This window comes from Curtobacterium sp. YR515 (genome assembly GCF_900113095.1).
Classification (GTDB): Bacteria; Actinomycetota; Actinomycetes; order Actinomycetales; family Microbacteriaceae; genus Curtobacterium.
In genome coordinates this window covers 146,395-161,141 of sequence record NZ_FOOD01000004.1, presented here as the reverse complement: position 1 = coordinate 161,141, position 14,747 = coordinate 146,395, and the positions used below count along the sequence as shown (strand labels likewise).

17 protein-coding genes are annotated in these 14,747 nt (G+C 73.2%); 8 read left to right on the top strand and 9 right to left on the bottom strand.

Features of this window, described 5'->3' with window-relative positions:
* Window positions 1-17 precede the first annotated feature (17 nt).
* From BM028_RS12100 to BM028_RS12090, 3 genes are read left to right on the top strand one after another with little or no spacing between them, the layout of a single operon-like run.
* Window positions 18-785, top strand: a complete 768-nt coding sequence (locus BM028_RS12100) for a LamB/YcsF family protein (protein WP_092386829.1) — start codon at window positions 18-20, stop codon at window positions 783-785.
* Window positions 782-1,435 carry a 5-oxoprolinase subunit B family protein gene (locus tag BM028_RS12095; RefSeq protein ID WP_092386828.1) on the top strand — a complete coding sequence of 218 codons (654 nt, stop codon included), beginning with the start codon at window positions 782-784 and terminating at the stop codon, window positions 1,433-1,435. Before BM028_RS12100 ends, BM028_RS12095 begins: the two co-directional genes overlap by 4 nt.
* Entirely contained in the window at window positions 1,432-2,316 is an 885-nt protein-coding gene (locus tag BM028_RS12090; protein ID WP_092386827.1) for a 5-oxoprolinase subunit C family protein, read from the top strand. Before BM028_RS12095 ends, BM028_RS12090 begins: the two co-directional genes overlap by 4 nt.
* Window position 2,317: 1 nt before the next feature.
* On the opposite strand, the gene BM028_RS12085 is transcribed toward BM028_RS12090, so the two are convergent.
* Together BM028_RS12085 and BM028_RS12080 are read right to left on the bottom strand one after the other, a co-directional pair.
* Window positions 2,318-3,178, bottom strand: coding sequence for a hypothetical protein (locus BM028_RS12085; protein ID WP_092386826.1), 861 nt, complete (start codon window positions 3,176-3,178; stop codon window positions 2,318-2,320).
* Window positions 3,175-3,735, bottom strand: a complete 561-nt coding sequence (locus BM028_RS12080; protein ID WP_071296193.1) for an RNA polymerase sigma factor — start codon at window positions 3,733-3,735, stop codon at window positions 3,175-3,177. The genes BM028_RS12085 and BM028_RS12080 overlap by 4 nt, the downstream gene beginning before the upstream one ends.
* Before the next feature lie 119 nt (window positions 3,736-3,854).
* On the opposite strand from BM028_RS12080, the gene BM028_RS12075 reads away from it, so the two are divergent.
* The 3 genes from BM028_RS12075 to BM028_RS12065 all read left to right on the top strand — a co-directional run bounded on the left by BM028_RS12075 (window position 3,855) and on the right by BM028_RS12065 (window position 6,659).
* The gene (locus tag BM028_RS12075; RefSeq protein WP_092386825.1) at window positions 3,855-4,160 is read left to right on the top strand and encodes a putative quinol monooxygenase; all 306 of its coding nucleotides are present in this window, start codon (window positions 3,855-3,857) and stop codon (window positions 4,158-4,160) included.
* Between the two features lie 65 nt (window positions 4,161-4,225).
* A complete protein-coding gene (locus tag BM028_RS12070) occupies window positions 4,226-5,890 on the top strand; it encodes an ABC-F family ATP-binding cassette domain-containing protein (protein ID WP_092386824.1) in 1,665 nt (554 codons plus the stop codon).
* A 37-nt stretch (window positions 5,891-5,927) separates the two neighbouring features.
* Window positions 5,928-6,659: a 3-keto-5-aminohexanoate cleavage protein gene (locus tag BM028_RS12065; RefSeq protein WP_092386822.1), complete on the top strand. Its 732-nt coding sequence runs from the start codon at window positions 5,928-5,930 to the stop codon at window positions 6,657-6,659.
* On the opposite strand, the gene BM028_RS12060 is transcribed toward BM028_RS12065, so the two are convergent.
* Complete coding sequence (locus BM028_RS12060) at window positions 6,631-7,110, bottom strand: gluconokinase (protein WP_083413889.1); 480 nt, start codon at window positions 7,108-7,110, stop codon at window positions 6,631-6,633. The genes BM028_RS12065 and BM028_RS12060 overlap by 29 nt on opposite strands.
* A 38-nt stretch (window positions 7,111-7,148) precedes the next feature.
* On the bottom strand, window positions 7,149-8,711 hold the full coding sequence (locus tag BM028_RS12055) for a GntP family permease (RefSeq protein WP_254789556.1): 1,563 nt from the start codon (window positions 8,709-8,711) through the stop codon (window positions 7,149-7,151).
* A 206-nt stretch (window positions 8,712-8,917) separates the two neighbouring features.
* Between BM028_RS12055 and BM028_RS12050 the strand changes: the two genes are divergently transcribed.
* Window positions 8,918-9,616 (top strand): FadR/GntR family transcriptional regulator, encoded by a 699-nt coding sequence (locus BM028_RS12050; RefSeq protein ID WP_092386820.1) that lies wholly within the window; start codon window positions 8,918-8,920, stop codon window positions 9,614-9,616.
* 301 nt (window positions 9,617-9,917) lie between these two features.
* Here BM028_RS12050 and BM028_RS12045 read toward each other — a convergent pair whose 3' ends face one another.
* The 5 genes from BM028_RS12045 to BM028_RS12025 all read right to left on the bottom strand — a co-directional run bounded on the left by BM028_RS12045 (window position 9,918) and on the right by BM028_RS12025 (window position 13,367).
* Complete coding sequence (locus BM028_RS12045) at window positions 9,918-10,520, bottom strand: GNAT family N-acetyltransferase (protein ID WP_070416352.1); 603 nt, start codon at window positions 10,518-10,520, stop codon at window positions 9,918-9,920.
* A 10-nt stretch (window positions 10,521-10,530) separates the two neighbouring features.
* Window positions 10,531-11,214, bottom strand: a complete 684-nt coding sequence (locus BM028_RS12040; RefSeq protein ID WP_092386818.1) for a uracil-DNA glycosylase — start codon at window positions 11,212-11,214, stop codon at window positions 10,531-10,533.
* 4 nt (window positions 11,215-11,218) lie between these two features.
* Complete coding sequence (locus BM028_RS12035; RefSeq protein WP_092386816.1) at window positions 11,219-11,938, bottom strand: Type 1 glutamine amidotransferase-like domain-containing protein; 720 nt, start codon at window positions 11,936-11,938, stop codon at window positions 11,219-11,221.
* Window positions 11,935-12,468 carry a phosphoribosyltransferase gene (locus BM028_RS12030; RefSeq protein ID WP_175473674.1) on the bottom strand — a complete coding sequence of 178 codons (534 nt, stop codon included), beginning with the start codon at window positions 12,466-12,468 and terminating at the stop codon, window positions 11,935-11,937. The genes BM028_RS12035 and BM028_RS12030 overlap by 4 nt, the downstream gene beginning before the upstream one ends.
* A gap of 122 nt (window positions 12,469-12,590) precedes the next feature.
* Entirely contained in the window at window positions 12,591-13,367 is a 777-nt protein-coding gene (locus BM028_RS12025) for an SDR family oxidoreductase (RefSeq protein ID WP_092386811.1), read from the bottom strand.
* Between the two features lie 99 nt (window positions 13,368-13,466).
* Here BM028_RS12025 and BM028_RS12020 point away from each other — a divergent pair, with 99 nt between their 5' ends.
* A complete protein-coding gene (locus tag BM028_RS12020) occupies window positions 13,467-14,555 on the top strand; it encodes an acyltransferase family protein (protein ID WP_092386809.1) in 1,089 nt (362 codons plus the stop codon).
* Window positions 14,556-14,747 lie beyond the last annotated feature (192 nt).

The window sequence follows — 14,747 nt, the reverse complement described above, 5'->3', positions numbered from 1 at the left end:
GCCGGTAGGTTGACAGCGTGACGACCATCGACCTCAACAGCGACCTCGGCGAGGGCTTCGGCGCCTGGACGATGGGCGACGACCGGGCGATGCTCGACGTGGTCTCGTCGGCGAACGTCGCCTGCGGATTCCACGCCGGCGACCCCGCGATCATGCTCGACACCTGCCGCCTCGCCGCCGAACGGGGCGTCGCGGTCGGGGCGCACGTCGCCTACCGCGACCTCGTCGGGTTCGGTCGTCGCGCGGTCGAGGTCACACCCGAGGCGCTCTACGCCGACGTCGTCCACCAGCTCGGCGCCCTGCTCGCCACGGCCCGGGTCGCCGGCACCGCGGTGACGTACGTGAAGCCCCACGGCGCCCTGTACAACACCGCCCGCGCCGACCCGGTCCAGGCCGAGGTCGTCGTCCGCGCCACGGCCGACGTGGACCCGTCGCTCGCGGTCCTCGCGCTGCCGGACTCGGAGCTCCTCCGCGCAGCGACCGCCCACGGGCTCCGCGCCGTGTCCGAGGTCTTCGCCGACCGGGCGTACGAACCCGACGGGTCCCTCGTCCCGCGCAGCCGTCCGGGCGCCGTCCTGCACGACCCGACAGCGGTCGCCGACCGGGTCCTCCGCATGGTCACCGACGGCACCGTGACCGCGGTGGACGGCTCGGTCGTCCCGGTCCGGGCGGATTCGGTGTGCGTGCACGGCGACTCCCCCGACGCCGTCGCGGTGGCCCGGGCGATCCGCGCGCTCCTCGACCGGCACGGGGTCGCGACCACCCCGTTCGCCCCCACACCGTGAGCGCGCCGGTCGAGCACGCTGGCCCCGCCCTCGACGTACGTCGCGCGGGGACCCGCGCGGTGCTCGTGACCTTCGGGACGCTCGCCGAGGTCACCGCGTTCCGCGCCGGACTCGAGGCCGAACCCGTGCCGGGCGTGACCGAACTCGTGTCCGGAGCCCGCACGCTGCTCGTCCGCTTCGACCCGGAACGCACCGATCCCACGCGACTCGCACCGCGCCTCCAGACCGTCGAACCCGTCGTGCCCACCCGAGCCGACGTCGGCGAGGTGACCACGATCCCCGTCACCTACGACGGCGAGGACCTCGACACCGTTGCCGCACTGGTCGGCACCACAGCCGCCCAGCTCGTCGCCTGGCACACCGGCCAGACCTGGACGAGCGCGTTCTGCGGCTTCGCACCCGGCTTCAGCTACCTCACCGGCTCCGTCCCGTCGCTCGACCTGCCCCGACGCACCAGCGCCCGCACGTCCGTGCCCGCCGGCAGCGTCGCCCTCGCCGGCGAGTTCAGCGCCGTCTACCCGCGCGCGTCGCCCGGCGGCTGGCAGCTCATCGGCCGCACCGACGTGGCGATGTGGTCGCTCGACCGCGACCCGCCCGCGCTCGCGCCGGCCGGCACCCGGATCCGGTTCGTCGACGCCGGCCGCGCATGAGCACCCTCACCGTCCTGCAGGTCGGCCCCGGCACGTCGACGCAGGACCTCGGCCGGCCCGGGTTCAGCGACACGGGCCTCGGCGCCGCGGGTGCCGCCGACCGCGGGGCAGCCGCACTCGCCAACCGGCTGGTCGGCAACCGTCCCGACGCGGCGGTCCTGGAGGCGCTGCTCGGCTCCGTCACGCTCCGCTCGGACGCGCACGTGGTCGCGTCCCTGACCGGCGCACCCTGCCCGGTGACGGTCGAGGCCGCGGACGGCCGGGTCCGCGGCGGGGCCTGCTTCGAGGTCGTCACGCTCGCACCGGGTGACGTGCTCCGGGTCGGGACGGCCACCGCGGGGCTCCGCACGTACCTCGCGGTCCGCGGAGGCCTCGCCGTCCAACCCGTGCTCGGCAGCCGCTCGTGGGACTCCCTCGCGCGCCTCGGTCCGCCTCCCGTCACGGTCGGGGACGTCCTGCCGATCGGGGACGCCGCGGGTGCCTGGCCGCTCGTCGACGCCGTCGCCCCGCCGCGCTGGTCACCACCGGGCGAGGCGGTCGAGCTCGACGTCACCGCCGGACCCCGCGACGACTGGTTCAGCCCGGAGTGGCGGGCGGTCCTGGCCGGCCAGGTCCACCACGTCACCCCCGACAGCGACCGGGTCGGCGTGCGGACCACCGCTGCCCGGCCACTCGTCCGCGTCGTGACCCGCGAGCTGCCGAGCGAGGGCGTCGAGACCGGGTCGCTGCAGGTCCCGCCGGCGGGCCACCCCGTCCTGTTCCTCACCGACCACCCCGTCACGGGCGGCTACCCCGTCGTCGCGGTCCTCACCCCTACGTCGGTCGACCGCGCCGCCCAGCTCCGACCGGGCGACGCGGTCCGCTTCCGCGTGCTCGACTGACTCAGCCGGCGTAGCGCGGATCGGACGCGGGGTCGTACGGCTGCCATCCCCACGAGTCGTCGTCCGACGACGGGGCGGGGTGCTCGTTCTGCCAGAGCGTGTCGACCGCGGACCACTCCGATGCGCTGCACCAGTCGAGCACGGAGGCGTCGTGGGCCGTCGGCGCCACGAACAACGACGACCTCGGGATGCGGCCGAGCGACTCCCCCCGTGCGGTCATGCACCCCTGCAGGCGGTCGAAGGCCGCGAGGTACTCGCTCCGGGTGACGACGCCGTCCTCGGTCGCCTGGTCCTGCGCCGCGCTCGCCGCGGGCATCGGGGGTGTGCGCAGCCAGCCGTACGACAGCGTCCACCCCAGGTCCCCGTCCACGCTGAGCCGGATCCGGTGCCCGGCGATCTCCGACGCCGCGTACGAGCCCGTGACGTGCGACCCGGCGGCGCACGACGCTTTACCGTCATCGACACCGGACCCGCGCTCGGTGATCTCGCCGCTCCCGGTGCGACACGTGGCGACCCAGGTGAACGTGTCGGCACGGGCGGGAGCGCGTCCGACCGAGATCGTCTCGTCCGACGACCCGACCCGCCCGACCGGGCTGCCGACGACCCGCAGGTACGTCGCGCCCGACCCGCCGACGACCGTCGCGGCCTGGCTCTGCGCCTCGAGGGCGGCCGGGTCCGGACTCGCCGCCGCGGTGATCGCACCACCGGCGGCGGCGCCACCGAGGACGCACACCACCGCTCCCGCGATCGTCGCCGCCCGCCACCGTCGACGCCGCCGAGGTGTGTGCTCGACCGTGTCGACGAGCAATGCCCGCAGTGCCCGGTCGCGGTCGTCGGTGTCCCTGTTCGTGGAGGTGCTCATGATCGTGCTCCGTTCCGTTCGACGGCCGGCTGTGTCGTGGGCCTGCTCGCGGTGAGTGCCGCGGCGAGCCGGGTCCGTGCGCGGGAGAGGCGCGACTTCACCGTTCCCGGCGCGATGCCGAGTGCGGCGGCGATCTCCCGCTCGCTGTAGCCCTCGAGGACCGACAGCGTGATGATCTCCTGGTCGCGGTGCCCGAGCTGCCGGAGCGCCCGGACGGCGTCCCCGTCATCGTCCCGGTCCGCGTGGTCGGGGACGTGTTCGGGTGGCGGCAACCGGTCGAGCGCAGCCCGGTACCGCCGGGCCGCGCGGGTCTGGTTGCGGGCGACGTTGGTGGCCGTGACGAGCAGCCACGGCAGGAGCGACCCGTCGACCAGGCGGACCCGAGCCCGGTTCCGCCAGGCCTCGAGGAACACGATCGCGACCGAGTCGGCCGCGTCCGTGTCGACCGGCACGAGCCGCATGCAGTGTCGCTGCACCCGGTGGCGGTGCCGGTCGAACACCCGCCCGAACGCCTCGCCGTCACCCTCGAGCGCCATCGCCCAGTCCCCGCTGTCCATACCCTGCAGTGTCCGGGACGACCGGATCGGTTCCACCCCGCCGCACCGGTCGACGGCGAGTCCGGAACACCCCGCTGCCGGGTGCGGTTGCATCCGGCAACGACGACGAAAGGTGCACCATGTCGATGACCGTCCTGCTCGAGGTCCAGCTCCGGAGCGACCTCCCCACCGAGACCGTCGAGGGCGCGATCCGGGAGACCCTCGCCCAGACCGGCGCGTTCGCCGGCAACGAGTCGCTCGAGGTCCTCGTCGACGACAGCGACCCGTCGCGGGTGATCGTCGTCGAGCGCTGGACGACGCCTGCGGCCCACGACGCCTACGTCGCCTGGCGCGGCACGCCGGAGGGTGCGGCGAACGCCCTCGCCGCCGTCGTCGCCGCCCCGCCGGTCACCCGTCGGTTCGGTCGGACGATCACGCTCGACTGACCCGACACCGCTGACCCGTCCCCGCTCCGGTCGATGGTCCGTCGCGGGGATGGGACGATTGGGGCATGACCGCCACGCTCGTCGCCAAGGGACTCTCCGGCGGGTACGCCGCACGCACGCTCTTCGACTCCCTCGACCTCACCGTCGCTCCGGGGGACGTCATCGGCGTCGTGGGGGTGAACGGCGCCGGCAAGTCCACCCTGCTCCGACTCCTCGCCGGGGTGGACGAGCCGCTGGCCGGCACCGTGTCGCTCGCACCGACGGACGCGTTCGTCGGCTTCCTGCCGCAGGAGCACGAACGCCTCGCGGGTGAGACCGTCGCCGCGTACATCGCCCGGCGGACCGGGTGCGCCGAGGCCACCGCGACGATGGACGCCGCAGCCGCTGCGCTCGGCGACCCCGACGCCGGTGACGCCGCGGCGGACGCCTACTCGGCGGCGCTCGACCGCTGGCTCGCGGCAGGCGCGGCCGACCTCGACGACCGCATCCCCGTCGTGCTCGCCGACCTCGGCCTGGCCGTCGGTTCGGAGGAGGACGGCGTCGGGCCGGAGTCGCTCATGACCGCGTTGTCCGGCGGGCAGGCAGCCCGCGTCGGGCTCGCCGCACTGCTGCTCTCGCGGTTCGACATCGTGCTGCTCGACGAACCGACGAACGACCTCGACCTGGACGGCCTCGACCGGCTGGAGGCCTTCGTCCGGGGCCTCCGCGGTGGTGCCGTGCTCGTCAGCCACGACCGCGAGTTCCTGGCGCGCTCGGTGACCGCCGTCCTCGAGCTCGACCTCGCGCAGTCCACCAACCGGCTCTTCGGCGGCGGGTACGACTCCTACCTCGAGGAGCGCGAGATCGCACGGCAGCACAAGCGCGATGCCTACGAGGAGTACGCGTCCACCAAGGCCGACCTCGTGTCCCGTGCCCGGACCCAGCGCGAGTGGTCGAGCCAGGGCGTCCGGAACGCGATGCGGAAGAGTCCCGACAACGACAAGATCCGTCGTCGTGCCGCCTCCGAGTCGAGCGAGAAGCAGGCGCAGAAGGTCCGGCAGATGGAGTCCCGCATCGCCCGGCTGGACGAGGTCGAGGAGCCGCGCAAGGAGTGGCAGCTCGAGTTCACGATCGGCAGCGCACCCCGGTCCTCGGCGGTCGTCGCGACCCTGTCCGACGCGACGTTCACCCAGGGCGACTTCACGCTCGGGCCGATCTCCCTGCAGGTCGACGGCGGTGACCGCATCGGCATCACGGGTCCGAACGGTGCCGGCAAGTCCACGCTCCTCCGGGCGCTGCTCGGCAAGCAGGCGCCGACGACGGGCACGGCGTCGCTCGGGTCCAGCGTCGCGGTCGGCGAGATCGACCAGGCACGCGCGGCCTTCACGGGTGACCAGCCGCTGGCCGACGCGTTCGAGGCGATCGTGCCCGAGTACACGACGGCCGACGTCCGGACCCTGCTCGCGAAGTTCGGGCTGAAGGCGGACCACGTCGGCCGTCCGGCGAACGCGCTCTCCCCCGGTGAGCGGACGCGCGCCGGCCTCGCGCTCCTGCAGGCCCGCGGGGTGAACGTGCTCGTGCTCGACGAGCCCACGAACCACCTCGACCTCGCCGCGATCGAGCAGCTCGAACAGGCCCTCGACTCGTACGACGGCACCCTGCTCCTCGTCACGCACGACCGCCGCATGCTCGAGACCGTCCGCCTGGACCGGCAGTGGCGCGTCGAGGCCGGCCGCGTCACCGAGGCCTGACCCGCCCGGCCTCCCGCGTGATCCGTAGGCTCGGACCATGGTCGACCTGCAACTCGCGCTGAACGGGGACACCACCCACCCGGCGATGCCCCGGACCGCCGACGAGATCGCCCGGGACGCCGCGGCCTGCGTCGCCGCCGGCGCCACCCTGCTGCACCTGCACGCGTTCGACGACGACGGGGACGAGTCGCTCGCCGCCGGTCCGGTCGGCAGGATGCTGCGCGCGGTGCGGGCGACGTGTCCGGGCATCCCGGTCAACGTCACGACGTTCGCGGCGATCGTGCCGGACCCGCGGGAACGCCTCGACCTCGTGTCGTCGTGGACCGAACTGCCCGACCTCGTCGCGGCCAACCAGGGCGAAGCGGGCATCGACGACGTCAGCGAGGTGCTCGCGCGGCGCGGCGTCGGCATCGAGGCGTGCCTGCTCAGTGGCTCCGACGCCGATCGGTTCGTCCGGGCCGGTCGCCACGAGCGGTTCGTCCGGGTGGTCGTCGAGCCCCTCGTGGAGGACGTCGACGACGCGCTCGCGCTCGACGCCGAGCTGGAGTCGACGCTCGACGCCGCCGGTGTCACGCTCCCCCAGCTCCACCACGGCATCGGCGCTGCGTCGTGGCAGGTCAGCCGACGTGCCCTCGCCCGCGGGCACGCGATCCGCACCGGCCTCGAGGACACCTCCGTGCTCGAGGACGGGACCGCGGCGACGTCGAACCGTCAGCTCGCCGCCGCCGCGGCCGCGATGGTCAGCGGCGGAGCGCCAGCCGCTCGATGACCTCGGCGCTCTCCTCCTGCGGGGTCCGGTCCGCCGCGACGGTGATGTGGGCCTCGTCGTCCTCCGGCGGCTCGAGGGTGGCGAGCTGGGACTGCAGGAGCGAGGTCGGCATGAAGTGCCCGGAGCGCTTCGACATCCGGTCCTCGATGAGGGACCCGTCGCCGGCGACGTGCACGAACACCACACCGGGTGCCCGCAGGACGTCGCGGTAGGAGCGCTTCAGCGCCGAGCAGGTCACCACGCCGGGGGTGCCACCGTCGAGGTGCGACCGGATCCACGCCGCGATCACGTCGAGCCAGGGCCAGCGGTCCTCGTCGGTCAGCGGGGTGCCGGCGTGCATCTTGTCGACGTTCGCCTGCGGGTGCATGGCGTCGCCCTCGGCGAAGTCCCACCCGAGCTGCTCGGCGACCATCGCGGCGACGGTCGACTTGCCCGATCCGGAAACCCCCATCACGACGAGGACGCGGGAGTCGAGTGCGGTGTCGTCACTCAATGGATGAACACCCCCGCGAGCATGACCCCGGCGAGGCCGAACACCGAGATGAGGCACTCGAGCATCGTCCACGTCTTGAAGGTCTGCCCCACCGTGGTGTTGAGGTACCCCTTCACGAGCCAGAACCCGGCGTCGTTCACGTGCGACAGGAAGACCGACCCGGCGCCGATCGCGAGCACGAGCAGCGAGGTCATCGGCGAGGACAGGTCGTGCGCGATCGGCGCCATGATGCCCGCGGCCGTGACGGTGGCGACCGTGGCCGACCCGGTGGCGACGCGCACGAGGGCGGACACCACCCATGCGACGAGCAGTACCGAGATGCCGGAGTCCTTCACGGCGTCGGCGATCACCCCGCCGATCCCGGTGTCGATGAGCACCTGCTTGAAGCCACCGCCGGCGCCGACGATCAGCAGGACGCCCGCGACCGGCGGCAGGGCGCTCTCGAGGGACTTCGACACGGCGGAACGGTCCATGCCGCCGCCGATGGCGAAGAAGATCATCGCGTAGACCGCGGCGATGCCGATCGCGATCATCGGCGACCCGAGGAAGTCGAGCAGGCTGACCCACGAGCCCGAGGCGTCCGGGACGGTGGCCTCGCGGATGGCCTGCGCGAGCATCAGGACGACGGGCAGCAGGATGCCGACGAGTGCGACCGTGAAGGACGGGCTGCGCGGTTCGCTGATGACGCGGGTGAAGTCGCTCTTGCCGTGGGGCAGGGATGCGGTGTCCTGCGTGGCGGGGACGCGCCGCGCCTCCCGACCCGCGTGTGCCGGGTCGTCGCCGACGGGACCCGCGTCGGAACCGCGCGACCCGAACATGTCGGGCGCGGGGATGTCGACCCAGCGCGCCGCGAAGCGGGCGAAGACCGGACCGGCGAGGACGATGACGGGGATCGCGAGCACGATGCCGAAGGCGAGCGTCGTGCCGAGGTTCGCACCGACCGTCGAGATGGCGACGAGCGGGCCCGGGTGCGGCGGCACGAACGCGTGCATCGTGGAGAGGCCGACCAGGGCGGGCACGGCGATCTTCATGATCGGGACGGAGCTGCGCTTCGCCACCAGGACGATGATCGGGATGAGCAGCACGAGGCCGACCTCGAAGAACATCGGCAGGCCGATGAGTGCGCCGATCAGGGCCATCGTCCACGGCAGCGCCGCCTTCGACGACCTCCGCACGAGGGTGTCGACCACACGGTCGGCCGCACCGGAGTCGACGAGCATCTTGCCGAACATCGAGCCGAGGCCGACGAGGATGCCGACGCTCGTCATCGTCGCACCGAAGCCGTTGCCGAAGCTCGTCACCGCCTTGTCCGGAGCGAGGCCCGCGCCGATCCCGACGCCGAGCGCTCCGATCGTGAGCGCGATGAACGGGTGCACCTTCAGCCAGGTGATGAGGGCGATGATCACGACGATGCCGATGATCGCCGCGATGATCAGCTGCGCGACCGGCCCCGACGGGTCGACGGCTTCGGTACCGGCTGGTTCCGCCGCCAGGACGGTGACCGCGTGGGACGCGGCCGCGTGGACCGTGGCCGGATCGGCCGGGAGAGCGTGAGGCATCGGTGCCCCTTCCTGGAGCCGCTGCCGCGCGGCTCCGTCGCCTTCGTGTCGAGGACGGTCTGGCGTGCTGCGCGTCGACCGTCAATAATCTGATTAATCAGACTATACGACGATCCACCGCGCGGCATCCGCCCTCCGGGGCAGTCTGCCGATTCGATGGACACCGTGTCACGCGCCGTGCGTGCCGCGTACTGCACGGAGGAACGATGGCGACCGGCCGCGGACTGCACGCCCAGGTGCTCGAGACGCTCGGGCAGCGGATCGTCGACGGCGTGCTCGCCCCGGGCACCGTCGTGCGGCCCGAGGCCGTCGCGGCGGAGTTCGGCGTGTCGAGGTCGGTCGTCCGCGAGGCGCTGCGCGTCCTGCAGTCGCTCGGGCTCGTCGAACCCCGCCAGCGCGTCGGCACGCTGGTGCTCGACATCGTGTCGTGGGAGCTGCTCGCGCCGACCGTGATCCGGTGGCGCGGCGCCTCGCCCTGGTACTTCGCCCAGCAGCGGGAACTGCTCGAGCTGCGCCTCGGAGTCGAGCCCGTCGCCGCATCGCTCACCGCGGGGACACCGGGCGCCGCAGCGGTCCTCGCCGCCGCGACCGACATGATCGACGCCTGCGGTCGGGAGGACAGCCGCGCCTACCTCGAGGCCGACGTCCGCTTCCACCGAGCGCTCCTGACCGGTTCCGGCAACGCCGTCTTCGCACACTTCGCCGGGACCGTCGAGGCGCTGCTGCGGACCCGCACCTCGGAGTCGCGGGACACCATCACACGCTGGACCCGCGATGCGGCGGCACGGCACGAGGCCGTCGGGCTGGCGCTCGTCGCGGGCGACGGCGGGGCCGCGTCGGCTGCGGCGCGCGAGCTGGTGCGGGTGACGCGGGACGAGTTCATCGCGGAGGCGCCGAGGTCCTGACCCGAGGGCGCGGCGAGGGCCGCCGGGGTCGCCGAGGGCGCGAGACACGCCGCGTGCGGGTCGCCGAGGGCGCACGACACGCCGCAAGCGCGCGACGGGAGCGGCCGATCGCGCGACCTCGCGTGCCCGGGACGCGACCGACGGACGGACGGGAGGCGCGGTGCGGGGCCGACCCGCGCCTCCAGTCCGACCGTGGCCGGGTCGCAAGACACGCCGCACGCTCTCCGCCGAGGTCGCGCAACACGCCGCGCGCGCACCCCGGAAGCGGCCGGTCGCGCCGCGCCGCGCCGCGCCGCGCGCGCTACCCGCGCGCGAAGAGGCGCGGACCGCGCAGGCGCAGCCGCATCGTCACCGTGCCGAGCCACCGGTCGTACTTGTAGCCGACCTTCCCCATGCGGCCGACCTCCTCGAAGCCGAGCCGCTCGTGGAGCCGGATCGACGCCTCGGCCTGGCGGTCGGCGATGACGGCGACGACCTCGCGGACGCCGGCCGAACGGCACTCATCGATCAGCGCCTCCATCAGGGCCCGCCCGAGCCCCTTCCCGCCGGACGCGGCACCGAGGTAGATCGAGTCCTCGACGACGCGGTTCGAACGGTCGCGGGGGTTCCACGGGTCGACGAGCGCGTAGCCGAGCACCTGCCCCGAGGGGTTCTCGGCGACCAGGAACGGCAGACCCCGACGCCGGATCTCGTCGTACCGACGCTTCCACGCGGCGAACGTGAACGCCGACGGGTCGAAGGTCACCGAGGAGTTCCGCACGTAGTGCGTGTGGATCTCGCGGACGTCGGGGAGGTCGCTGGGCTCGGCAGCCCGGATCGTGTAGGTGAACGCGGCTTCGGCGGGGACCGGGGCGCGCAGGTGTCGCGGCAGGACCCGCCGTCGCTGGTATTCCTCCTCGAGCACGGGTCCGAGCCTATGCCGCGGGCAGGGTCCAGTCGACCGGTTCGGCGCCCTGCGCGACGAGCAGCTCGTTCACCTGCGAGAAGGGGCGGCTGCCGAAGAACCCGCGCGAGGCGCTGAGCGGGCTCGGGTGGGCGGACGCGACGACCGGGGTGTCCCCGAGGAGCGGCCGGACCGACGCTGCCTGCGCACCCCAGAGCACGGCGACGAGGGGCTTCCCGCGGGCGACGAGGGCACGGACGGCCTGGTCGGTGACGGCCTCCCAGCCCTTCCCGCGGTGGCTGCCGGCGGCTCCGGCCTCGACGGTCAGGACGCGGTTGAGCAGCAGGACACCCTGGGCCGACCACACCCGCAGGTCCCCGTGCGCCGGCGGCGTCACGCCGAGGTCAGCCTCGAGCTCGCGGTAGATGTTCGCCAGACTGCGCGGGACGGGTCGCACGTGCGGGTCGACCGCGAACGACAGGCCGATCGGGTGCCCGGGCGTCGGGTACGGGTCCTGTCCGACGACGAGGACCCGGACGTCGTCGAACGCCTCGGCGAAGGCGCGGAGGACGTACTCCCCGGCCGGGAGGTACTGCCGACCGGCACCGGTCTCGGCACGGAGCCAGTCGCCCATCCGGTGGACGTCGTCCTCGACCGGGGCGAGTGCCTCGGCCCAGCCGGGGTCGACGAGGTCGGCGAGCGGTCGGGCCTGCACGGGGCTAGGCGCCCATCGTGGCGACGGCGACCGAGTCCTCGCCGGCGACGACGCGCCAGACGCTGCCGGTGCCGCGGACCTCGAGCGCGCCCTCGCCCACGACCAGCGTGGTGTCCTCGTCGATCGCCAGGCCCGCGGTCACGAACTCGGCCTCGGCGCTCGCGATGAGCCGGGCGAGCGTGCCGGCCTGGACGGCGTGCACGTCGATCGTCAGGTCCACCAGGCCGAGCCCCTCGCGGAGTTCGACCTCGTCGAGGCCCTCGGAGGCTTCCTCGGGGCAGATCTCGACGCCGCCGATGCGCCAGCCGCCGACGAGGGCACGATCGGCGGCGATCATCGCGCCGGCCGAGTAGCCGAGGTAGGGCAGGCCGTCGGAGACGAGCAGGCGGATCTGGTCGACGAGGGGGGCGACGGCGTCGAGGTAGTCCGGCGTGGCCCCGCCGCCGACCACGAGGGCGTCGACGTCGCTCAGGACCGTGGTGTCGAACACCTGGCCGGCAGCGATCTCGGTGACGAGGACCTCGGCCGTGCGCGGACCGGCCAGCACCTCGGCGATGTCGGCCGTGCTGGACGGGCTCGCACCGGACCCGCCGGCGACGGAGAGCAGGGCGATGCGCGGGACCGTGCGGCCGACGGCTGCGGAGCGGACCGTGGCCTCGGCGACGAAGGGCGCGGCGGCGTCCGAGGCGGCGAAGGGTCCGCCGCCGACGAGGTGGATGCTCACGACTCGGCCGTCACCGGCGCGAGGGCGCTCCACGGGAAGGTGATCCACCCGTCGACGCGACGCCAGACGTGGTCCGGCTCGAGCACGGTGCCGGGCTTGGAGTAGAGGCAGGCGCTGCGGACGTCGGCGCCGGCGTTCCGGATGATGTCGACCACCAGGCGCAGGGTCCGGCCGGAGTCCGACACGTCGTCGACGACGAGGACGCGCTTGCCGGCGAGGCTCGGGGCGTCGAGCGCCGGCGACAGGATGACCGGCTCCTCGAGGCGCTGCTCGACGTCGGTGTAGAACTCGACGTTGATCGAGCCGCACTCCTTGGTGCCGAGGGCGTAGGCGACCGCACCAGCGATGATGAGCCCACCGCGGGCCACGGCGACGACGACCTCAGGTTCGAAGCCGGAGGACAGGACGTCCTTGGCGAGCAGGCGTGCTGCGTCACCGAACTCGAGCCATCCGAGCACCTCGGGCCCGCTCGTCACGGTCACGGTCGAGGGAGCCTGGGCGGGTGACCCGGATTCGCTGCTGATCGGCATCCGACAACGGTACCGGCACGGACCCCGCGCCCGCGACCCGCACGTGCGGCCCGGGCGCGTGCGGGACGGGTGCGGGACGGGTGCGGGCCGGGTGCGGGCCGGGTGCGCGGCACCCGCGGGGATCACACCCGCGGGGTCAGCTTCCCCCGCGCGAGCTTGTGCTGGGCCGACTGCGCCACCGGGCGGATCGTCACGAGGTCGAGGTTCACGTGCGCCGGCAGCTCGACCGCGTGCACGATCGCCTCGGCGACGTCCTCGGCCACGAGGGGCTCCGGCACGTCGTCGTAGACCGCCGCGGCCTTCTCCGCGTCGCCACGGAACCGGGTCAGGGCGAACTCGTCGGTCTTCACGAGGCCCGGCGCGATCTCGACGACCCGGATCGGCTCGCCGTTCAGCTCGAGCCGGAGTGCGGCCACGAGGGCGTGCTCGGCGAACTTCGCGGCGTTGTACCCGCCGCCGTTCTCGTACGCGACGTGCCCGGCCGTGCTCGTCACCGTGACGATGTCGGCGTTCCCGGCAGCCGCCGCACGCTGCCGGAGGTGCGGGAGCAACGCCGCGACGACCCGCTTCGTGCCGATCACGTTCACCTCGAACATGGCGCGCCAGTCCTCGACGTCCGACTCCTCGACCGACGCGGACCCGAAGGCGCCGCCGGCGTTGTTCACGAGCACGTCCGCTCCCCCGAGTTCGTCGACACGGGCGGCCAGCGCCTCGACGTCGGAGGCGCTCGTGATGTCCGCCACGAGGACGTCGGCTCCGGTCGACCCGGCGAGCGCCTCCAGCTTCGAGGCACGGCGGGCGACGGCGAGCACGTCCCACCCGTGCGCGCGGAACAGTCGGACGGTCGCCGCTCCGATGCCCGAGCTCGCTCCGGTGACGACTGCGCGACGAGATGCCATGTGCTTCCTCCAGGGACGGGGTGGGACGTCGGGGACGTGTGGGATGTCCCGACAACCGTACCGATCCGGCAAGGTCACGATCGGGTAACGTGACGGGCGATGACGACGGACGCCGCCCCTCCCGCGCCCTCGGCGCCCGCCTCGCAGCTCGAGCCCGGACGTGCGAAGCGCCGTATCCCGATGTGGGACACGGCGCGGTTCCTGGCGGTCACGCTCGTGGTGATCGGCCATGCGATCCAGCGCCAGACGGCGGCGAGCGAGCACGCCCTCGCGCTGTACACCTTCATCTACGCGTTCCACATGCCGGCGTTCGGTGTCATCAGCGGGTACTTCTCCTCCGCCGACACCCCGACCGCGAAGCGCATGCGCCGGACGATCACGGACATCGTCGTGCCGTACATCATCATGCAGACGATCTGGACCGTCGTGCAGGCCCTGGTCGAGGGCGGGAAGAAGTTCAACCCGACGCAGCCGACCTGGACCCTCTGGTTCCTGCTCGCACTCGGGATCTTCAAGCTGATCCTCCCGTACCTCGCGCAGCTCCGGTGGCCGCTGTTCTGGGCCGTCGTGTTCAGCATCGGCGTCGGCTACTTCGACAACGTCGACTCCACGCTCTCGCTGTCGCGGGCGATCAGCCTCCTGCCGTTCTTCCTGCTCGGCTGGCAGGTGAAGCAGTGGGGCGTCTTCGACCGCTGGTACGAGGCTCCGCGGCGGGTCGTGGTCCGGGTGCGAATCGCGGCCGGTGCCGTGTTCGTGGCGTGGGCGGTGGCGTGTGCGATCTGGATCCCGCAGTTCAAGCAGTTCGACCTGCACCACTGGTTCTTCTACGACGACTCGTACTCGGGCCTCGGCGAGGACGCCTGGTGGGCCGGTGCGGTCCGCTTAGGGCTGATGCTGCTGGCGACCCTCCTCACCGCGTCGTTCCTGCTGCTCGTGCCCCGTCGGAACGTCTGGATCACGCAGTTCGGCGCGGCGACGATGTACGTGTACCTGCTGCACACGTTCGTGCTCTACCCGATCCGCGAGTCCGGGGTGCTCGCCGGGCAGCACTCGGCGTGGCCGTACGTGCTGCTCATGGTGGCGATCGCCTGCGCGGTGAGTCTGTTCCTCGCCCAGCCGTTCGTCCGCCGGGGGATGCGCTGGCTCCTCGAACCGAACGTGCGCTGGCTCTTCCGCCGCGAAGAGTGAGACTGCGCCCGCGCGTCCGTACTGTGCGAGCCTCCGCCCACGGTGCGAGGGAACGAGCGTCCCACGGCGCGCGGAACCTCGCACAGTGCGGCGCGTGCCAGGAGGCGCGGCTCGCCCCGCCTCGGTCGTTACGTCCCGAGGCGGGCGCGCTGGTGCCGGCGCGACCATCTGCGTACCGTGACGGGCGACGCA